Below are 17,119 nucleotides of genomic sequence, written 5' to 3'. Positions count from 1 at the left end.
CGCTTGATCAGCGACGGTCACCGTCACCGCGGACCAGCACGGAGGGGGTCGGAGTGTCGAACAACGACTCGTCGGGCGAGACGCCGGACAGCCCGCGTTCCGAGGCGTGGAAGACGGCGGTGACGGTCCTGCAGGACGTCGAACCGCCCCACATCCCCGAGGGCGCCTCGGGGATGACGATCCTCGTCCAGTGGCCGCCCGGTGACCCCGGTACCCCTCCGCACCGCCACTCGGGACCGGCCTTCGGCTACGCGATCGAGGGCGAGGTGCGCTTCGAGCTCGAAGGCGAACCGGAGCGGGTCGTCAAGGCCGGCGAGACGTTCTGGGAGCCGGGCGGAGACGTCATCCATTACCAGGACGGAAACGCCCGCACGGACGCGCCGTGCCGTTTCGTCGTGACCATGCTCTGCGCGCCGGGCATGCCGATGCTCACGCTGGTCGACGAGGAGGAACTGGCGCGGCGGGCTCACCTGCGCGCACCGCGCCCCGGGGGCTGATCCGCGGCGGGGCGGCGAGGGCCGGGGACGGCTCCTACGGCTGTTCCACGAAGTACGAGTCGTGCTCGACGAGGAACTCGGCGCGCTCCTCGTCCGTGGCGTCCGCGAGCTGCGAGAGTTTCTCGAAGTACTCCTCGCGCGGTGCTCCCGGGGTGAAGAGCAGGAGCATGTCGGCCGGTGAGTCGGAGTCGTTGCGGAACGCGTGCAGTCCGCCCTGCGGCACATGGAGGAAGTCGCCCTGCCGGGCGTCGGTCCACCGCGCGCCGTCGAAGAGACGAACCGTGCCGTTGAGGATGAAGAAGGACTCCGAGATGGTCTTGTGGAAGTGGGTCCTGGGTCCACCCGCGTGCGGGCGCATCTCGACTCGGTACAGTCCGAATTCGCCGTGCGTGGTGGCCGTGGTCGCCAGGTAGTGGATGGCGTCACCGCCGGCCGTGCCGACGTTCGGTGGAGTCTTCGCCGATCGGAAGTCCGCGTTGATCTCGCCGTCATCTCCCATGTACACCTGCTTCGGGTACGACATGCCGACCATCCCTTTCCCACGTTGGTTGCGCTACGTCCCACAGGAGAGACCGGACACCACCGGTGTATGTGACACGTTCCCGGCTCCGGATCAGGACCGGGCGCCGCGGGTCAGGTGAGGCGCGGGCGTCCGGGCGGTGGCTGTGGCAGGGGGCCGGCGTCGGTGGCCCGCAGGCCGTCGAGAGCCAGTTCGAGGTAGCGGCGCCACGCCTGTGGCTGCGTGGCCAGCAGGGGCGCCGCGGTCTGGTGGATGCCGCCGAGGAGCAGCACCACGTCCGTTCCCGTGACGTCGCCGCGGACGGCGCCCTGCTCGCGCGCCCGGGCGGTGAGTGCCTCGGCCGCCTCGCAGAGATCGCCGATCGTGTCCCGCACGCCGGAATGCTGGAGCGAGGGACGTCCGATCACTTCGCAGAACGCGCGGTCGGCGGCGAGCAGTTCGACCCCGTCGGTCATGAATTCCCGTAGCGCCGCTGCCGCGTCGTCGGCTGCCAGCAGCCGCTTCGCCGCGCGGATGAGCTGGTCGAGCATCTGGAGCGTGATCGCCGCGAGCAGTTCCTCCTTGGAGGCGAAGTGCCGGAACACGGTGCCCTTGGCGAGGCCGGCGCGTTGGGCGATCTCGCCGATCGACACCTCGACCCCGCGCTCCGCGAACGCCGCCGTCGCGGCCTCCAGCAGCAGGCGTCGATTGCGCACCATGTCCGCCCGCTGGCCGGTGGCGGCCGTCGTCCCGGTCATGTGTGCCTCCTCACGACGAGAAGACTACCACCAACATGACCGCAGGGTCATTTTAGCTGCTACGGTTCAAACATGACCGGGCGGTCATCTTCTGGGCCGCCTCTTCCCGGCCGGCCTGAGGGTCCTCGGCGGGTCCGGTACTGCGAACCACGAACTTCTTGGAGAACCCTGTGAGCAACACCCTGGAAGGCAGAGTCGTCCTCGTCACCGGTGCGTCATCGGGCATCGGACGGGCCATCGCGATCGCCCTGTCGAAGGCGGGAGCCCGGGTCGCGGCGGGCGCCCGGCGGGCCGACCGGGTGCGGTTCCTCGCGGCGGACGCCCCCGGCGAGATGCTGGCCCTCGAACTCGACGTCACCGACCCGCAGTCGGTGCGCGACGCGGTCGAGGCGACCGTCGAGCGCTTCGGAGCCCTCGACGTGCTGGTGAACAACGCGGGCGTGATGCTCAGCGGGCAGATCCTGGGCGCGGACACCACGGAGTGGACGCGCATGGTGGAGACCAACCTGCTCGGATCGATGTACGCCGTCCACTCCGCCCTGCCGCACCTGCTCCGCAGCAAGGGGGCGGTGGTGCAGATCTCCTCGACGTCGGGGCGGGCTTCATCGGCCGCGAGCGGGGTGTACTCGGCCACCAAGTTCGGCATCACCGCCTTCTCCGAGGCGTTGCGCCAGGAGGTCACCGAGCAGGGCGTGCGGGTCGTCGTCGTGGAGCCCGGCTTCGTGGCCACGCACATCACCGACCCGGCCATACGGACCATGGCGAAGAACATGGCCGAGTCCATGCGGACGCTCCAGGCGGAGGACATCGCCGCTGCCGTTCTGTACGCGCTCTCCCAGCCGGAGCACGTCGCCGTCAACGAGATCCTGATCCGGCCGACCGACCAGACCCGCTGAGTCCGGTCACCCTCCCGCCCCTCGGGCCCGGCGTCGGACCGCGCAGCTCGCCCGGTGGTCCGGTGCCGGGTGATCGGCGCGGCCCCGCTCCGGTCACGGGCGACGGACCGGGCGGGGTCCGGCCCGCGCCGGGCCGGGGAGACGAGCCGGGGAGACGAGCCGGGGAGACGAGCCGGGGAGACGGGCCGGGCGGACTTCGCCGGGCCAGGAGGCGGTGTGCCGCCCGTGGTGGTCGCGCCGCCGGTCAGACGAGCTCAAGTCCCCCGTCGATGGTGAGCACTTGACCGGTCAGGTGCGTGCTCAGGGGATCGGCGACGCGCAGGATCCAGTCCGCGACGTCCTCCGCGTCGCCGAGACGGCCGGTCGGGATGCGGTCGCGTTCGTGGGCGCGCAGCTCGTCGATGGTGTCCTGGGAGAGGCCCGCCGCGACCAGGACGTCCGTCCTGGTGGGTCCGGGGGCGATCGCGTTGACCCGTACCCCGTCGGACGCGAGCTCGAGGGCCCAGCTCCTCGTCAGTTGCTCCAGGGCGCTCTTGGTGGCGGCGTAGTGGGCTCCGCCGGCCAGGGGGCGGTGCCCGTAGGTGCTGGAGACGTTGACGATGGAACCCGAGGAGTCGCGCAGGTGGGGCAGGGCGGCGTGGGCGAGCATGCTCGGCGCTGTCACGTTGAGGTCGAACAGGCTGGTGATGACCGACCGGTCGCTCTCCGCGAGAGGCATCACGGCCGTGGCGCCGGCGTTGTTCACCAGCACGTCGATCCGGCCCCATCGCTCCACCGCGGTGGCGACCACCGTGTCCGCGGCGTTCTCCTCGCGGATGTCGAGCGGCAGGACCGCGATGCGGGAGTGGGCGCGAGCCGTCTCCTCCAGGGCGTCCTTCCGGCGTCCCACACCGAGGACGTGTGCCCCCGACTCGGCGAGGGCGATCGCGGTGGCGCGGCCGATGCCCGACCCCGCCCCCGTGACGATGGCGACTCGGTCGGTGAAGCGGGGGGTGGCTGAGCTGGGCATGGGTTTCCCCTTTTCGATGTGCGTGGGACAGAGAAGCAGGCGTCCGCGGGCGCGTGTGCCGTCGAGTGAGAAGACCGGTTCGCGCACCGGACGTTGTCGTCGTGGTGAAGACCCCCCGGCCGGGCAACCGCTCAACGCCGGTGGTCCGTCTCCTCGTCGTGGGTCGGGGCGACGTGGAGACGGACCGGTCGTGCCCGGCGTGCGGGCGTCGATCAGCCGAACTGGCCGGGCTGGTAGCTCCCGGCGGGCTGCTGGTTGATGACGTTGATGCGGTTGTAGGCGTTGATGATGGCGATGAGGGAGATCAGGGCGACGAGCTGTTCCTCGTCGTAGTGCTTGGCCGCGGCGGCCCACGCCTCGTCGGTCACACCGCCGGCGGCGTCGGCGATGCGGGTGCCCTGCTCGGCCAGTTCCAGTGCGGCGCGTTCGGCGTCGGTGAAGACCGTGGCCTCACGCCAGGCCGCGACCAGGTGGAGCCGCTGCGCGGTCTCACCCGCCGCGGCGGCGTCCTTGGTGTGCATGTCGGTGCAGAAGCCACAGCCGTTGATCTGGCTCGCGCGGATCTTCACGAGTTCCTGGACCGTGAGCGGCAGCGTCGTGTCCGAAACCGCCTTGCCGGCCGTGTTGATGTGCTTCAGCACCTTGCCGGCGAGGGGGTGGCCGAAGTAGTTGAGACGCGATTCCACGGTGATCTCCTGACGATCGACGACGGTTGTGGGTACACACCTATGACCGGGGTGGCGGGGCGATGTGTGACAGGGGCCGGGGTGACCTGGATCTCGTGCCACCCCGGTGGGTCGCGCATCACTGTTCTCCGGCACCGCGAACCACGAACGCCCGGAGGCGCGGGCACCGCCGCCGTGTCCGTGGAGCAGCCCCACCGTGCGGCGGGAGTTCCCCGCCGTATGTCGCTCCCGTCGTACCGCCGGCCGGGAGCACCATGACGACAGTGGTCACAGGGGCGTGACCGTGACGCAGGGAGAGCCGATGACCGCCGTACCTTCCGCACCCTCCGCCGGGAACGAGCGCTTCCGGGTGGGGCCGCCCCCGCCGTTCGACCCGGAACTCGCCGCCGCCCTCGAAGTCGTCGCCGACGAGATGCCGCCCGCCCTGCACCCCGAGATGATCCCGGCCCTGCGCGAGAGCATGGCGGCGTTCGAGGAAGCGGAGTCGGACCTGACCGGGGACGGTGCCTTCGAGGTCGAGGACCGCACGGTTCCCGGGCCGCAGGGCGCCCCGGACGTCTCGCTGCTCGTCTGCCGGCCCACGGGGACCGATGCTCCGGTGCCGGTCATCTACCACACGCACGGTGGCGGGATGGTGGTCGGCGACCGCCGCACCGGGGTCGTGGAGATGCTCGACTGGGCGCGGGAACTGGGCACGGCGGTGGTGTCCGTGGAGTACCGCCTCGCTCCCGAGAACCCGCACCCGGCGCCCGTCGAGGACTGCTACGCGGGACTGGTGTGGACGGCCGGGCACGCCACGGAACTGGGTTTCGACGCGGGCCGGATCATCGTCGCCGGCGGCAGTGCCGGTGGTGGCCTGACCGCGGCCCTCGCCCTGCTCGCCCGGGACCGCGGCGGCCCGGCGCTGCTGGGGCAGGTACTGCTCTGCCCGATGCTCGACGACCGCAACGACACCCCGTCCAGCCACCAGATGGCCGGGGTGGGCATGTGGGACCGCACGGCGAACGACACCGGTTGGACGGCGCTGCTCGGCGACGCGCGCGGCGGCCCGGACGTCTCCCCCTACGCCGCCCCGGCGCGCGCCGAGGACCTCACCGGACTGCCCCCGGCCTTCATCGACGTCGGTTCGGCCGAGACCTTCCGCGACGAGGCCGTCGCGTACGCGACGCGGATGTGGCAGGCGGGCGGCCGTGCCGAACTGCACGTCTGGCCGGGCGGCTTCCACGGGTACGACCAGCTGGCGCCGCGCGCCGCCCTGTCCCAGGACACCAAGGCGGCCCGCCTGCGGTGGCTGCGCCGGCTGCTGGGGAACTGACCGGACCGGGAGGCCGCTCACCCCGTGGAGGGCCGGACACGCGCACGATCTAGACGGAGCGGTGGTACTGCTCGGGTACGTGCACGTCCGAGCCGAGCTCACGTCCCGCGAGGCGGGCGAACGACGGGTTGCGCAGCAGTTCGCGGCCCAGCAGCACCGCGTCGGCCTCGTCGTTGGCGATGATCTTCTCGGCCTGCTCGGCGTCGGTGATCAGGCCGACGGCGGCGACGGGCAGCCCGGTCTCCGCCTTCACCCGTGCGGCGAAGGGGACCTGGTAACCGGGCCCGACCGGGATGTGTACGCCCGAGGCGTTGCCGCCCGTCGAGACGTCCAGCAGGTCCACGCCGTGCTCCCGGAGCCGGGCGGCCAGGCGGACGGTGTCGTCGGCGCTCCAGCCGCCCTCGTCCAGCCAGTCGGTGGCGGAGACGCGGAAGAAGAGCGGCTTGTCCTCGGGCCAGACCTCGCGGACGGCGTCGACGACTTCGAGGGCGAAGCGGATGCGGTTCTCGTAGGAGCCGCCGTACTCGTCGGTGCGCCGGTTGGAGTGCGGGGAGAGGAACTCGTTGACGAGGTAGCCGTGGGCGCCGTGGATCTCCACGATCTCGAATCCGGCGTCCAGGGCGCGCCGGGCCGCGTCCGCGAACTGGCCGACGATCTCCCGTATCCGGTCCACGGTGAGTTCGGCCGGTACCGGATGGCGCTCGTCGAAGGCCAGCGCGCTCGGGGCCAGCGGCTGCCATCCGTACGCGTCCTCGCCGACCGGTGCGCCGCCCGTCCAGGGGCGGTCGGTCGACGCCTTGCGCCCGGCGTGCGCGAGCTGGATCCCGGGCACGGTGCCCTGGCCGCGCAGGAAGCCCGTGATGCGACGGAACGCCTCCACCTGGGTGTCGTTCCAGATGCCGAGGTCGTACGGGCTGATCCGGCCCTCGGGGGAGACGGCGGTGGCCTCGACGACGATCAGGCCCGTGCCGCCGGTGGCGCGGGCGGCGTAGTGCGCGAAGTGCCAGTCGTTCGGAGCGCCCGTCGCAGGTCCTTCCGGCGCGGCCGAGTACTGGCACATCGGGGGCATCCACACCCGGTTGGGGATGGTCAGGCCGCGCAGGGTGATGGGCTCGAAGAGCGCGCTCACGGAGGACTCCATTCGTCGCGGGACCGGGCTGCGGCTATTACGATAAACATCGTAGTACGGGAAGTGTCAAACTACGACAGGTCTCGTACAATGGGAACCGGTGGAGCCCAGCCGGCCGGAGACGACGCCGGACGAGGGCCCGCCCCGAGGACTGGAGCCGCCGTGACGACCGCCGCCCCCGCCGGCAGCAGCCGGGATCTCGCGCACCCCGCGTGTGCGGAGATCCGCCTGGAGGGCGTGCTGCACGCGCTGTCCGATCCGATGCGGCTGCGGATCGTGCGGGAGCTCGCCGCCGACGGCGACGAGCTGTCCTGTTCGCACTTCGACCTGCCGGTCACCAAGTCCACCACCACGCACCACTTCCGGGTGCTCCGTGAGAGCGGGGTGATCCGGCAGGTCTACCGCGGCACGGCCAAGATGAACGGGCTGCGCGCGGACGACCTCGACACGCTGTTCCCGGGACTCATCGGCTGCATCCTCGCCGCGGCGGCCCGCCAGGAGTCGGAGCGGGCCGACCGCTGAGGTCCCTTCTGCCCGGGCGGTGACCGCGGGTGCCCCGGGAGCGCTGTCTACGCGCTGACCGGGGGTGCCTCCGGAGCGGCGGCGCCGTCCTGCGCACCCGGCCTGCCCGGCAGATGGTTGAAGAGCAGGTTCAGGACGATCGCCGTCAGGCAACCCGCGCTGATCCCGCTGTTCATCACCGTCTGGAACCAGTCGGGGAACTTCTCGTAGACCGTCGGCACCCCGACGGGCAGGACGCCCACGGCGACCGAGACGGCCACGACGGTGAGGTTGTCGTTGCCCCTGAAGTCCACCTCGGCCAGGGTGCGCAGCCCGCTCGCGGCGACCGTCCCGAACATCACCAGACCCGCGCCGCCCAGCACCGGCGCGGGTACCGCCGCGACCACCGCACCCAGCTTGGGCAGCAGGCCGAGCAGCACGAGGATGCCGCCCGCGGCGGCGACCACCCAGCGGCTGCGTACCCGGGTCATGCCGACCAGACCCACGTTCTGCGCGAACGCCGTGTACGGAAAGGTGTTGAAGACGCCGCCGAGGACCGTGGAGAGCCCGTCGGCGCGCAGCCCGTCGGCCAGCGTGCGCGGCTCGACCCCGCGATCGGTCATCTCGCCCACCGCGATGAGGTCGCCCGTCGTCTCCGTCATCGTCACCAGCGCCACCACCAGCATCGAGACGATCGCGGAGGCGTGGAAGGCGGGCGCGCCGAAGTGGAAGGGAGTGCTGATCCCCAGCCAGTCGGCGTCATCGACGCCACCGAAGTTCGTGGACCCGAAGGGCACCGCCACGGCGAGGCCCACCGCGATGCCGATCAGCACCGCGATCCGGCTCAGGAAGGGCGGCGCGAACCGCTGCACCCCCACGACGACGGCCAGGACGAAGCCCGCGAGCGCGAGGTTCTTCGGCTCGCCGAAGTCCTTGGCGCCCACACCGCCGGCGGCCCAGTTGCCCGCGACCGGCAGCAGGGAGACCCCGATGATCAGGATGACGGTGCCCGTGACGAGCGGCGGGAAGAAGCGCAGCAGCCTGCCGAAGACCGGCGCCAGCAGCATGATCGCGAGGCCCGCGACGATCACCGAGCCGTAGATCGCGGGCAGTCCGCCGCCGGTGGTTCCGATGAGCACCATCGGTGAGACCGCCGCGAAGGTGCAGCCCTGCATGATCGGCAGACGGACGCCGAAGCGCCAGAAACCCACGCACTGGATGAGGGTCGCGATGCCGCAGACCAGCAGGTCGGCGGTGATCAGATACGCCAGATCGGCCGGCGAGAGCTTCATCGCGCCGCCCACGATCAGCGGAACGGCCACGGCTCCCGCGTACATCGCGAGCACGTGCTGAAGCCCGAAGGCGGCCAGACTGCGTACCGGCGGGACCTCGTCGACGGGATGCACGGGTGCGGTTGCTGCCATGGGCACTCCAGGGACGGCGGCGGATCGGGGCGGCCGGACGGTGTGGGGAACCTCCGAACAGCACGAGACCGTAGGGGGCTTGAACAGTTTGTTGATTTCCGGTCTGTTGCCGGTGTGTGTCATGCCCACGGAACTACCCCGAGCGACTCCGCCGGACCCGCGGCAGGGGCGGACGGAGGATGCCGACAGCCCTCAGGAGGTCGTCGTCCGCGCCGCCGCCGTCATCAGCGACGCCCAGTCGGGCAGCTTCACGACACGCCGCCCGAGGGAGGCCCCGAGCTCCGCCTCCGCCCGCTCGATCGCCTCCCAGCCGGCCCATTCGACCGGCGCGAGGCCGTCCGCCCGCAGTGCCGCGAGCGGGTCGTCGGACACCTCGCGCCGTACGAGATCGGGCGCGTCCTCCAGCAGCGAGGTCACCGTCTCCTTCGCGCACGGCCGGTTGGTGCCGATGACGCCCGTCGGGCCGCGCTTGATCCAGCCCGCCACGTACTCGCCGGGAGCGACGGCGCCGTCCCGCAGCACCCGCCCCGCGAGATGCGGCACCGTGCCGTGCTCCGCGTCGAACGGCAGCCCTTCGAGCGGAACCCCGCGATAGCCCACCGAGCGCAGCACCAGCTCCGCCGCGATGTCCTCGTGGCGACCCGTGCCCGTCACCCCGCCCTGCCCGTCGGGCACCGTCCGTTCGAAGCGCACCGCGCCCACCCGGCCGCCGGCGCCGTCCGGCTCGCCGACGCGGGGGAGCAGCGCGACGGGGCGCAGGAAGAAACGGAGCCGGATCCGGCGCGGAAGGCCCCGCGCCGGGGTGGCGGCCCACCCGCGCAGCACCTCCACGTTGCGGCGCTGGGCGGCCGGCAGCGCCGACGGGTCGACATACTGCGGATCGAGCGCCAGCTCCTCGGGGTCCACCACGACGTCGGTGTCCGGCAGCCCGCCCAGCTCGCGCAGTTCCTTGGTGGTGAAGCGGGCCTGCGACGGACCGCGCCGCCCGACCATGCTGATCTCCGTCACCCTGCTGGCGGCCAGCGCGGTGAGCGCCGCCTGCGGCATGTCGGTGGGGCTCAGCTCGGCCGCGCCGCGCGCCAGGATCCGGGTCACGTCGACCGCGACATTGCCGACGCCGATGACCACGGCCGAGCGGGTGCCGTCCACGAATCCGGCGGCTCCGTCGGCCACGGAGTCCGGGTGCGCGCTGTACCAGGACACGAACTCGGTCGCCGACCAGCTGCCGGACAGCTCCTCGCCGGGGACTGAGAGGTGCCGGTCGGTGGCGGCTCCCACGCAGTACACCACCGCGTGGTACAGCTCGTGCAGTCGCGCGGCCGGCACGCCGCCGGGGCCCACCTGGACACCGCCGAGGAACCGCACCCGCTCGTCCTCCAGGACGGCGCGCAGATTGTTCTGGAGCGACTTGATCTTCTCGTGGTCGGGGGCCACGCCGTAGCGGACCAGGCCGTACGGGCACGGCAGCCGGTCGAGGACGTCCACCCGGATGTCGGGCAGACCGCTCTGTACGAGGCTCTGTGCGGTGTAGACCCCGCTGGGCCCCGAGCCGACAACGGCGACATGCAGCACGGCGGAACTCCCAACCCGAAACCCGGACATCCCGAGGAGATCGCTGATGGCTCCAGCATCGCACCACTCATGGCCCGCTGACAGGGTGCGGCGCGCGGCACACATGTGCGTGTCCGTTCGTATGGAGTGTGATCACGCGGTTACGTTCTGCGGGTGCTGGAAGCATCCTTTCTCAGTCTTTCTGATCGTGATCGGCCGGAGGGCTCGGTGTCCGTGTGGCCCGCGTGGGAGGTGCGGGAGCACGAGAGCGTCACGCGGTGGTTCTCCGTCCGGATCGACTTCGCGGACGGCGCCCGGGTCGACGTGCTCGCGGTGACGGCCGGTGAGGGCGTCTCCATCGAGGACGTCCGGGCCCAGCCGCCGCTGTCCCTGGACGACCTCACGGCGCTCGCGGACTGGATCGAGGAGCCCCTCGTCGAGGCGTGCGGCGGTGGTGCCGCGCCGCAGGCCGCCGCCGCGGAGCCGCTGTCCGGCCGTGCCCGCCCCGCGTGGCCGGGTGGAGTCGAGGGGCGGCGGCTGGTCGCCGAGGAGTACCGGGCCGCGCAGCAGGACGGGGCGGATCCGGTCCTGGCGGTCATGTGCGCCACCGGTCACAGCCGGCGCAGGTCACTGCGGCTGATCGCCGGGGCGCGCGACGAGGGGTTCCTGACCCCCCGTCATGTGCGTCGCTGAACAGGCCGCCGGGGGCACCTCCGAAGGCCGGAGACCGTCACGACATCGCGCGCATCCTGCCGATCTCGCTGGTCTGCTGGGCGATCACGTCGTCGGCCATCTCCTCGATCTGGATGTTGTTGCCCTGGGCCTTCACGTCCGTGGCCATCGAGATCGCCCCGTCGTGGTGCGTGATCATCAGCTTAAGGAAGAGCCGGTCGAAGACCTTGCCCCGGGCCACGCGCAACGCCTTGAGCTGGGCCTCGGTCGCCATGCCGGGCATCGCCTCGTGCCGGTGCTCCGTGGCGTGCCCGTCCCCGTCGTGCGCGTCTAGCCAGCCCTTCATCGTGCTGATCTCGGGTCCCTGGGAGGCCGCGATGCGTGCCGCGAGTGCCTTCACCCGGCCGGACTCGGCCTGCCGCGGGGCGAGCCGGGTCATCTCCAGTGCCTGGGTGTGGTGTTCGATCATCATCCGGGCGTAGGCGAAGTCCGCCGAGTTGGGGGAGTCGTCCTCGGTGCGCTGCTTCGCGGCATCGTCGGCGGAGAGCGTTTCGGCCGCCTCGCCGGGTTTACCGGGCGCGATCACCGAAGGCCCGCCCGCCTTACCGGACTTGGCCGGAGCGTCCGAGCCGTCGCAGGCCCCGAGCGCGAGTACGGCGACCACCAGCGAAGCCGTGACCAGGGAAGCACGGGGTGAACGGCGGAACAGCACGGCGACCTCCTGGGACACGCGGATCGGCTTACACCTCACGGGTGTTCATGACCGTCCTAGCACGCTTCCGAACGTGTCTGATCAAAAACTCTCATTACGAGTACGTTGCCATCTGTTGATCAGCGCATGGGACGGACGATACTTCTGGGGTCCGTGAACCGTTCCTCTGCGAACGGCTACAAGGGAGGACGCAGTGACCCTGTTGAACGACCCCCGAACGCGGCACAGACGCCTGGGAGTTGCCGCCGTCGCGGCCGGGCTCCTGGCCGCACTGCTCACGGCCGGCCCGGCGGCCGCGACCCCCGACCCCGGGGACGGCCCCGCCGTACGGGAGAAGGTCTCCCGGAGCGACGCGGCCGAGGTGAAGGCGGCGGTGGCGAGCGGCGAGATACCCGGACAGGACGAGATCGTCCACTCCGACAACGTCCAGCACCTCACCAACATCCCCAAGGACGCCCTGCCCGGGATCAATTCGGATCTCGCCTTCCAGGGCAAGTACGCGTTCGCCGGCAACTACGACGGCTTCCGCATCCTCGACATCAGCAACCCGAAGGCCCCGAGGACGGTCTCCCAGGTGCTGTGCCCGGGATCGCAGAACGACATCTCCGTCTCCGGAAACCTGCTCTTCCTGTCCACCGACTCCTCGCGCAGCGACGACTCCTGCAACAGCACCACGCAGCCCGCGACCGAGAAGTCCTCGTGGGAGGGCATGAAGGTCTTCGACATAACCGACAAGGCGAACCCGAAGTACGTCGCCGCCGTCGAGACCGCGTGTGGCTCGCACACCCACTCGCTGGTGCCGGAGCGCAAGAACGTCTACATCTACGTGTCCTCGTACTCGCCGAGCGCCACGTTCCCCGACTGCCAGCCCCCGCACGACGGCATCTCGGTCATCAAGGTGCCGCGCAACGCGCCGGAGAAGGCCGCGGTGGTGAACTTCCCGGTGCTCTTCCCGGGTGAGGGATCCGACGGCGGCGGCAACCCGGGCTCGCCCACCAACCCGGGCGTCTCCAAGACCACCGGCTGCCACGACATCACCGTGCTGCCCTCCAAGGACCTCGCGGCGGGCGCCTGCATGGGCGACGGCATCCTGTTCTCCATCAAGGACCCCGAACACCCCAAGGTCATCGACCAGGTCGAGGACAACGTCAACTTCGCGTTCTGGCACTCGGCGACCTTCAACCAGAAGGCCGACAAGGTCGTGTTCACCGATGAGCTGGGCGGCGGCGGCGCGGCCACCTGCAACGCGGCCATCGGTCCGAACCGCGGTGCCGACGGCATCTACGACATCGTCGGCAAGGGCGACCGGCGCAAGCTGGTCTTCCGGAGCTACTACAAGATCCCCCGCCACCAGGCGGACACCGAGAACTGCGTGGCCCACAACGGCTCGCTGATCCCGGTCAAGGGCAAGGACCTGATGGTCCAGGCCTGGTACCAGGGCGGCGTCTCCGTCTGGGACTTCACCGACTCCGTCCACCCGAAGGAGATCGCCTACTTCGAGCGCGGCCCGCTGAGCACCGACACGCTCCAGGTCGGCGGCTCCTGGTCGGCGTACTACTACAACGGCTACATCTACTCGAACGACATCGCCAAGGGCTTCGACGTCCTGAAGCTCAGCGACCGGCGCACCGACCCGGCCAAGCGGGTCCACCTGCGCGAGCTCAACGTCCAGACCCAGCCGGACTACTTCGACTGATCGTCCGGCAGGCGGCCGGTCGCGAAGAACCGTGACAGGTCCGCCCCGTTCGTCCCGCCGGGCACCTCGGTGTCCGGCGGGACCCCCATCTCCCAGTCGAGGTGGTAGCGCTCGAACAGCTCCGCCCGCAGCGTCGGCACCGGCATCGGGGCACCCGGCACCAGAGCCGCGTACACCGCGCCCATGAGCAGCGCGCGCAGCATCGGGTAGTCGGTGGCCGCGTCCGGCGAGCCGTGGCCGGCGACGGTCTCCCGCAGGAGCTGCGCCAGCCGCTGCTGTTCGGGGCACTGCACGAACCCCTCGTCCTGCAGGATCCCGGCCATGTGCTGCCGCATGAGGACCGGTCTGTCCCGGGCCAGGCCGAGGACCGCGTCGATGGCCCGCGCCATCCGTTCCCGGCCGTCCGTGGTGCGCGGCTCGCGCTCCAGCCCCTCTTCCAGCGTGCGGTGCATCAGCCGGTGCACCGCGGACTGCACGAGCTGACGCTTTCCGGGGAAGTAGTACGACACCAGCCCGCGTGCGGATCCCGCGCGATCCGCTATGTCCCCGAGCGTCGCCGCGTCGTACCCGCGCTCGCTCACCAGCTCCAGCGCGGCCTGAAGAAGTCGCTCCCGGGAACGCCGCCGCAGCTCTTCATTGACCGACGGGCTGCGCGGGGACATCCTGTAACTCCTGTGTTGACTGGCTGCCAGCCAACTATACTCAGGCCGTCCGGGTCACGACCCCGTCAGGGGTCGGCTTCGGGCTGCCGTCCGCCTGGGGCGTCGCGGGGGAACGTCTCAGGCGGACGTGCGGTGCGGGGGAGGATCTCCTTACAGTGGGCACGAGTCCCGAGGAGGCTTACGGACATGAACCAAGAGCAGATCCTGGCGAAGATCACGGCGATGGTGGACGACGAGCGACAGCTCCGCGACGCCCTGTCGTCAGGGCAGATCGACTCCGACACCGAACATCAGCGGCTCGGGCAGTTGGAGCGCGAGCTCGACCAGTGCTGGGACCTGCTGCGTCAGCGGCGTGCGAAGACCGAGTTCGGGGAGAACCCGGACGAGGCCCACGTACGGCCGTCCTCGCAGGTCGAGGGCTACCAGAGCTGAGAGGCGGGGGCCGGGCCGGCGGTCAGTCGAGCAGGTCCAGGACCGGCCGCAGCCCGTCGGGCCGGGCGGCCACCGGCAGGTGGTCCACGAAGTGCACCGCGCAGCCCAGCGCCGCGGCGCCTCCGTCGGCACGGCGGTCGTCCCCGACCATCAGCGTGTCCTCGGGCGCCACCCCCAGCGCCTCGCAGGCGGACGCGAACAGCCGGGCGTCCGGTTTCTGGATGCCGTGCTCGTACGACAGGGCGTAGGCGCCGACGTACGGGTCGAGGCCGTGCTCGCGGAAGACGGGCCGCAGGTCCCAGCCGATGTTGCTGACCACGCCCACCGCGACCCCGCGCCCGCGCAGCGCGGCGAGCACCTCCGCCGCGTCGGGATAGGGGCGCCAGGCTGCGGGCCTCATGTGGCGGTCGTAAAGCGCCTCGTGCAGCGCGGGATCGGGCAGTGGCACCTGCCGGGACGCGCCGGTGTACGCGGCCCGGTGGGACGCGGCGCTCTCGTCGCGCCGCCGCCACACCTCGGCCAGTTCCGTCGGCAGCGCCCGTGCGGGAGCGGCGCCGCCGGCGAGCGCGCCGATGGCCTCCAGATCGGCCGCCTTCCGCGTCAACTCCTCCTCGGGAAGGGCGACTTCGGCCTCCGCCAGCACGGCACGCAGCCAGGACCCGGTGGACTCGACGCGGAACAGGGTTCCGGAGAAGTCGAAGAGCACGCACTTGATCGTCATGAGGGCGATCCTTCGTGGCGCGGCCCGCACGGGTCAAGGGCGCACCGAGCCGCACCGGCCCCGTGACGGGCGACCGCCCGCGCGACCGCGGGCGCGTCGCCGCCTCGGCCGCCTCGGCCGCCTCGGACGTCCGAGGAGTCGGCGCACCCCGAGCCGTACGCGGTGAGCGGTGAGCCGGTGGTCGGTCGGCGGGGGCTCGTTCCGAGCGGTTCGGAGCGGTGCGGGCGCGGGGGCCGCTGGGCACGCCTCAGCCGAGTGCCCGTAGCGCCGGTACGAACGTCACCAGCAGCGGAACGACCGGCACCAGGGTGGCCGCCGCGGTCAGGCGCAGCCGCCGCGACGGCGTCAGCCGGACCTGGGGGGTGAGGAGGCGGCGCACCCGCGCCGGGAGATGGGCCTGCGGGGTCGGGCAGGGGCCGAACACGCCCCGGTCCTCGTTGAGTTCCACCAGCGCGAGGGCGATGGTGAGACGGCCGAAACGGCGGGACGCCACGTCGTCCGCGGCCAGTTCGACCAGCCGGTGCATCTCGTCGCGGAACGCGGCGAAGACCGGGACCCGAGGGAAGCCGACGGCGAGGGCGGCCGAGCAGTGCAGCAGCCAGTCGTGCCGGGCCCGCGCGTGCCCCTGCTCATGGGCGAGTACGGCATCCAGGCGGCGGCCCTTGAGACGGCGCAACGCGGCCGTGGTGATGACGAGTCGGGGTGCGGGGCCGGGCAGGAACCAGGCGTCCGGACGCTCGCCCTCCAGTACCACCAGTCGATCGCTGCCGGGCTCTTCGCCGGGCAACAGCGGTGCGCGCAGGCGAAGTTCGGCTCGGCTGTGGCGATGGCGCGACCGTGCGCCCAGCACCTCACGGACCAGCATGGCCGCGGTCCAGGCGCCGCCGCACGCGAGTGCCACCGCGGTCGTCGCGGCCCAGGTGTCCCCGGTGCCCAACGCGTAGGCGTTCACGACCGAGTGGGGCGCGGGAGCGAACACATGGCCGCGCACCGCCATCCACGCGGCGGCCGCACTCAGCGTCATGGACAGCGCGCAGCACAGCAGAACGGCCGCCACCACGCACTGCCACACCCACAGGGCGACCACAGGTTCGCGCTCCGGCCAGTCCGCCCGGGCGAGCAGCCGTGGAGCGACCACGGCCGCCAGGGCGCCGAGCAGCAACAGTGCCGCGGGGACCATCATGGCTGAAGCCTATGAGCGGAGTGTCGCCCGGGGATACGGGCCGCGACGGCAAAGTGACGTACACCACGGTTTCGTGGGGCGAGGCGGGAGCGGTCCCACCAGTGCGGCGCGCGCACGTGTCAGAGCGTGACCAGCATGGCGAGCATCGCGATCCCCATCGACAGCCGGCACGCCCGCGACAGCTCGGGACGATCGCCCCAGCCGGGGCGCCGGGCGGGTCCGGGCAGCGTCGTCCCGGCGCTCCCGGTGCCCGCGGCCACGGCGGCGACCGGCAGCAGCCGGAACCCGGAGAGCAGCACGTACCCGGTGAAGTAGAGAAGGAGCGCCCCGGTCACCAGCGGCACCCCGGAACCGCCGTGCGCGTGGTGGTGTCCGGGGGAGGCGGCCATCACGCCCGCCATGTAGACCATCGCGCAGGCCCCGACCAGATGGTGCAAGTGATGCCGGCCGCTGCGGGCCGCCCACAGCGCGCGCAGGGCGGCCGCACCGAACACCCCGACGTACCCGAGCCAGGCCCAGTGCGGGGGAGCGGCGACGGCCGCGGGCACGGCCATCGCCGCCATGCCGAACCCCATGACCGCCTCACCGCCCGCCGTGCGGCGCTGTTCCTCGACCGCGCTGCGCATCCGCAGCAGACAGTAGGCCCCGGTCGCCGCGCACAGCGCGACGAGCAGCCAGCCGGGCGAAGCCGGTCCGTGCACCGTGTACCTCCCCCGCTCGACGCTGTCGGACGTCGGACCGGGCATGCCCGCGCGCGGCGGTGCGCAAGCCGGCGA

19 protein-coding genes are annotated in these 17,119 nt (G+C 71.7%); 7 read left to right on the top strand and 12 right to left on the bottom strand.

Annotated features, from left to right (window positions below; genetic code table 11):
• The first annotated feature begins 119 nt into the window (after window positions 1–119).
• Window positions 120–497 carry a cupin domain-containing protein gene (locus tag OHB41_RS06620; protein ID WP_266705706.1) on the top strand — a complete coding sequence of 126 codons (378 nt, stop codon included), beginning with the start codon at window positions 120–122 and terminating at the stop codon, window positions 495–497.
• Between the two features lie 34 nt (window positions 498–531).
• Here the strand turns inward: OHB41_RS06620 and OHB41_RS06615 are convergent, their stop codons facing one another.
• Together OHB41_RS06615 and OHB41_RS06610 are read right to left on the bottom strand one after the other, a co-directional pair.
• Window positions 532–1,020: a cupin domain-containing protein gene (locus OHB41_RS06615; RefSeq protein WP_266697004.1), complete on the bottom strand. Its 489-nt coding sequence runs from the start codon at window positions 1,018–1,020 to the stop codon at window positions 532–534.
• A 110-nt stretch (window positions 1,021–1,130) separates the two neighbouring features.
• Entirely contained in the window at window positions 1,131–1,754 is a 624-nt protein-coding gene (locus OHB41_RS06610) for a TetR/AcrR family transcriptional regulator (RefSeq protein ID WP_266697003.1), read from the bottom strand.
• A 170-nt stretch (window positions 1,755–1,924) separates the two neighbouring features.
• On the opposite strand from OHB41_RS06610, the gene OHB41_RS06605 reads away from it, so the two are divergent.
• A complete protein-coding gene (locus OHB41_RS06605; protein WP_266697002.1) occupies window positions 1,925–2,650 on the top strand; it encodes an SDR family NAD(P)-dependent oxidoreductase in 726 nt (241 codons plus the stop codon).
• A gap of 244 nt (window positions 2,651–2,894) precedes the next feature.
• Here OHB41_RS06605 and OHB41_RS06600 read toward each other — a convergent pair whose 3' ends face one another.
• Window positions 2,895–3,659 carry an SDR family NAD(P)-dependent oxidoreductase gene (locus OHB41_RS06600; protein ID WP_266697001.1) on the bottom strand — a complete coding sequence of 255 codons (765 nt, stop codon included), beginning with the start codon at window positions 3,657–3,659 and terminating at the stop codon, window positions 2,895–2,897.
• Between the two features lie 212 nt (window positions 3,660–3,871).
• A complete protein-coding gene (locus OHB41_RS06595; RefSeq protein ID WP_266697000.1) occupies window positions 3,872–4,345 on the bottom strand; it encodes a carboxymuconolactone decarboxylase family protein in 474 nt (157 codons plus the stop codon).
• A 301-nt stretch (window positions 4,346–4,646) separates the two neighbouring features.
• Between OHB41_RS06595 and OHB41_RS06590 the strand changes: the two genes are divergently transcribed.
• Window positions 4,647–5,660 (top strand): alpha/beta hydrolase, encoded by a 1,014-nt coding sequence (locus OHB41_RS06590; RefSeq protein ID WP_266696999.1) that lies wholly within the window; start codon window positions 4,647–4,649, stop codon window positions 5,658–5,660.
• A gap of 49 nt (window positions 5,661–5,709) precedes the next feature.
• On the opposite strand, the gene OHB41_RS06585 is transcribed toward OHB41_RS06590, so the two are convergent.
• Complete coding sequence (locus OHB41_RS06585) at window positions 5,710–6,789, bottom strand: NADH:flavin oxidoreductase/NADH oxidase (protein WP_266696998.1); 1,080 nt, start codon at window positions 6,787–6,789, stop codon at window positions 5,710–5,712.
• Window positions 6,790–6,951: 162 nt separating this feature from the next.
• Here OHB41_RS06585 and OHB41_RS06580 point away from each other — a divergent pair, with 162 nt between their 5' ends.
• Complete coding sequence (locus tag OHB41_RS06580; RefSeq protein ID WP_266696997.1) at window positions 6,952–7,311, top strand: ArsR/SmtB family transcription factor; 360 nt, start codon at window positions 6,952–6,954, stop codon at window positions 7,309–7,311.
• A gap of 47 nt (window positions 7,312–7,358) precedes the next feature.
• Here the strand turns inward: OHB41_RS06580 and OHB41_RS06575 are convergent, their stop codons facing one another.
• Window positions 7,359–8,714 carry a nucleobase:cation symporter-2 family protein gene (locus tag OHB41_RS06575; RefSeq protein ID WP_266696996.1) on the bottom strand — a complete coding sequence of 452 codons (1,356 nt, stop codon included), beginning with the start codon at window positions 8,712–8,714 and terminating at the stop codon, window positions 7,359–7,361.
• 192 nt (window positions 8,715–8,906) lie between these two features.
• Window positions 8,907–10,286 (bottom strand): FAD-dependent oxidoreductase, encoded by a 1,380-nt coding sequence (locus tag OHB41_RS06570; RefSeq protein WP_266696995.1) that lies wholly within the window; start codon window positions 10,284–10,286, stop codon window positions 8,907–8,909.
• A 207-nt stretch (window positions 10,287–10,493) separates the two neighbouring features.
• Here OHB41_RS06570 and OHB41_RS06565 point away from each other — a divergent pair, with 207 nt between their 5' ends.
• Entirely contained in the window at window positions 10,494–10,958 is a 465-nt protein-coding gene (locus tag OHB41_RS06565) for a DUF6214 family protein (protein ID WP_266696994.1), read from the top strand.
• Window positions 10,959–10,995: 37 nt separating this feature from the next.
• Here the strand turns inward: OHB41_RS06565 and OHB41_RS06560 are convergent, their stop codons facing one another.
• Window positions 10,996–11,649 carry a DUF305 domain-containing protein gene (locus OHB41_RS06560; protein ID WP_266705704.1) on the bottom strand — a complete coding sequence of 218 codons (654 nt, stop codon included), beginning with the start codon at window positions 11,647–11,649 and terminating at the stop codon, window positions 10,996–10,998.
• Between the two features lie 193 nt (window positions 11,650–11,842).
• Between OHB41_RS06560 and OHB41_RS06555 the strand changes: the two genes are divergently transcribed.
• The gene (locus tag OHB41_RS06555; RefSeq protein WP_266696993.1) at window positions 11,843–13,345 is read left to right on the top strand and encodes an LVIVD repeat-containing protein; all 1,503 of its coding nucleotides are present in this window, start codon (window positions 11,843–11,845) and stop codon (window positions 13,343–13,345) included.
• Here OHB41_RS06555 and OHB41_RS06550 read toward each other — a convergent pair.
• Window positions 13,333–14,007, bottom strand: coding sequence for a TetR/AcrR family transcriptional regulator (locus OHB41_RS06550; protein ID WP_266696992.1), 675 nt, complete (start codon window positions 14,005–14,007; stop codon window positions 13,333–13,335). The genes OHB41_RS06555 and OHB41_RS06550 overlap by 13 nt on opposite strands.
• Window positions 14,008–14,193: 186 nt before the next feature.
• Here OHB41_RS06550 and OHB41_RS06545 point away from each other — a divergent pair, with 186 nt between their 5' ends.
• Complete coding sequence (locus tag OHB41_RS06545) at window positions 14,194–14,439, top strand: DUF2630 family protein (RefSeq protein WP_168526749.1); 246 nt, start codon at window positions 14,194–14,196, stop codon at window positions 14,437–14,439.
• A 22-nt stretch (window positions 14,440–14,461) separates the two neighbouring features.
• Here OHB41_RS06545 and OHB41_RS06540 read toward each other — a convergent pair whose 3' ends face one another.
• The 3 genes from OHB41_RS06540 to OHB41_RS06530 all read right to left on the bottom strand — a co-directional run bounded on the left by OHB41_RS06540 (window position 14,462) and on the right by OHB41_RS06530 (window position 17,044).
• Window positions 14,462–15,154: an HAD family hydrolase gene (locus tag OHB41_RS06540; RefSeq protein ID WP_266705702.1), complete on the bottom strand. Its 693-nt coding sequence runs from the start codon at window positions 15,152–15,154 to the stop codon at window positions 14,462–14,464.
• Window positions 15,155–15,407: 253 nt separating this feature from the next.
• Window positions 15,408–16,343, bottom strand: coding sequence for a M56 family metallopeptidase (locus OHB41_RS06535; protein WP_266696991.1), 936 nt, complete (start codon window positions 16,341–16,343; stop codon window positions 15,408–15,410).
• 119 nt (window positions 16,344–16,462) lie between these two features.
• Window positions 16,463–17,044 (bottom strand): DUF5134 domain-containing protein, encoded by a 582-nt coding sequence (locus tag OHB41_RS06530; RefSeq protein ID WP_266696990.1) that lies wholly within the window; start codon window positions 17,042–17,044, stop codon window positions 16,463–16,465.
• Window positions 17,045–17,119: the final 75 nt, after the last annotated feature.

This window comes from Streptomyces sp. NBC_01571 (assembly GCF_026339875.1).
GTDB lineage: Bacteria > Actinomycetota > Actinomycetes > Streptomycetales > Streptomycetaceae > Streptomyces.
The sequence above is the reverse complement of the archived record's forward strand: the minus strand, read 5'-3'. Positions and strand labels throughout refer to the sequence as shown.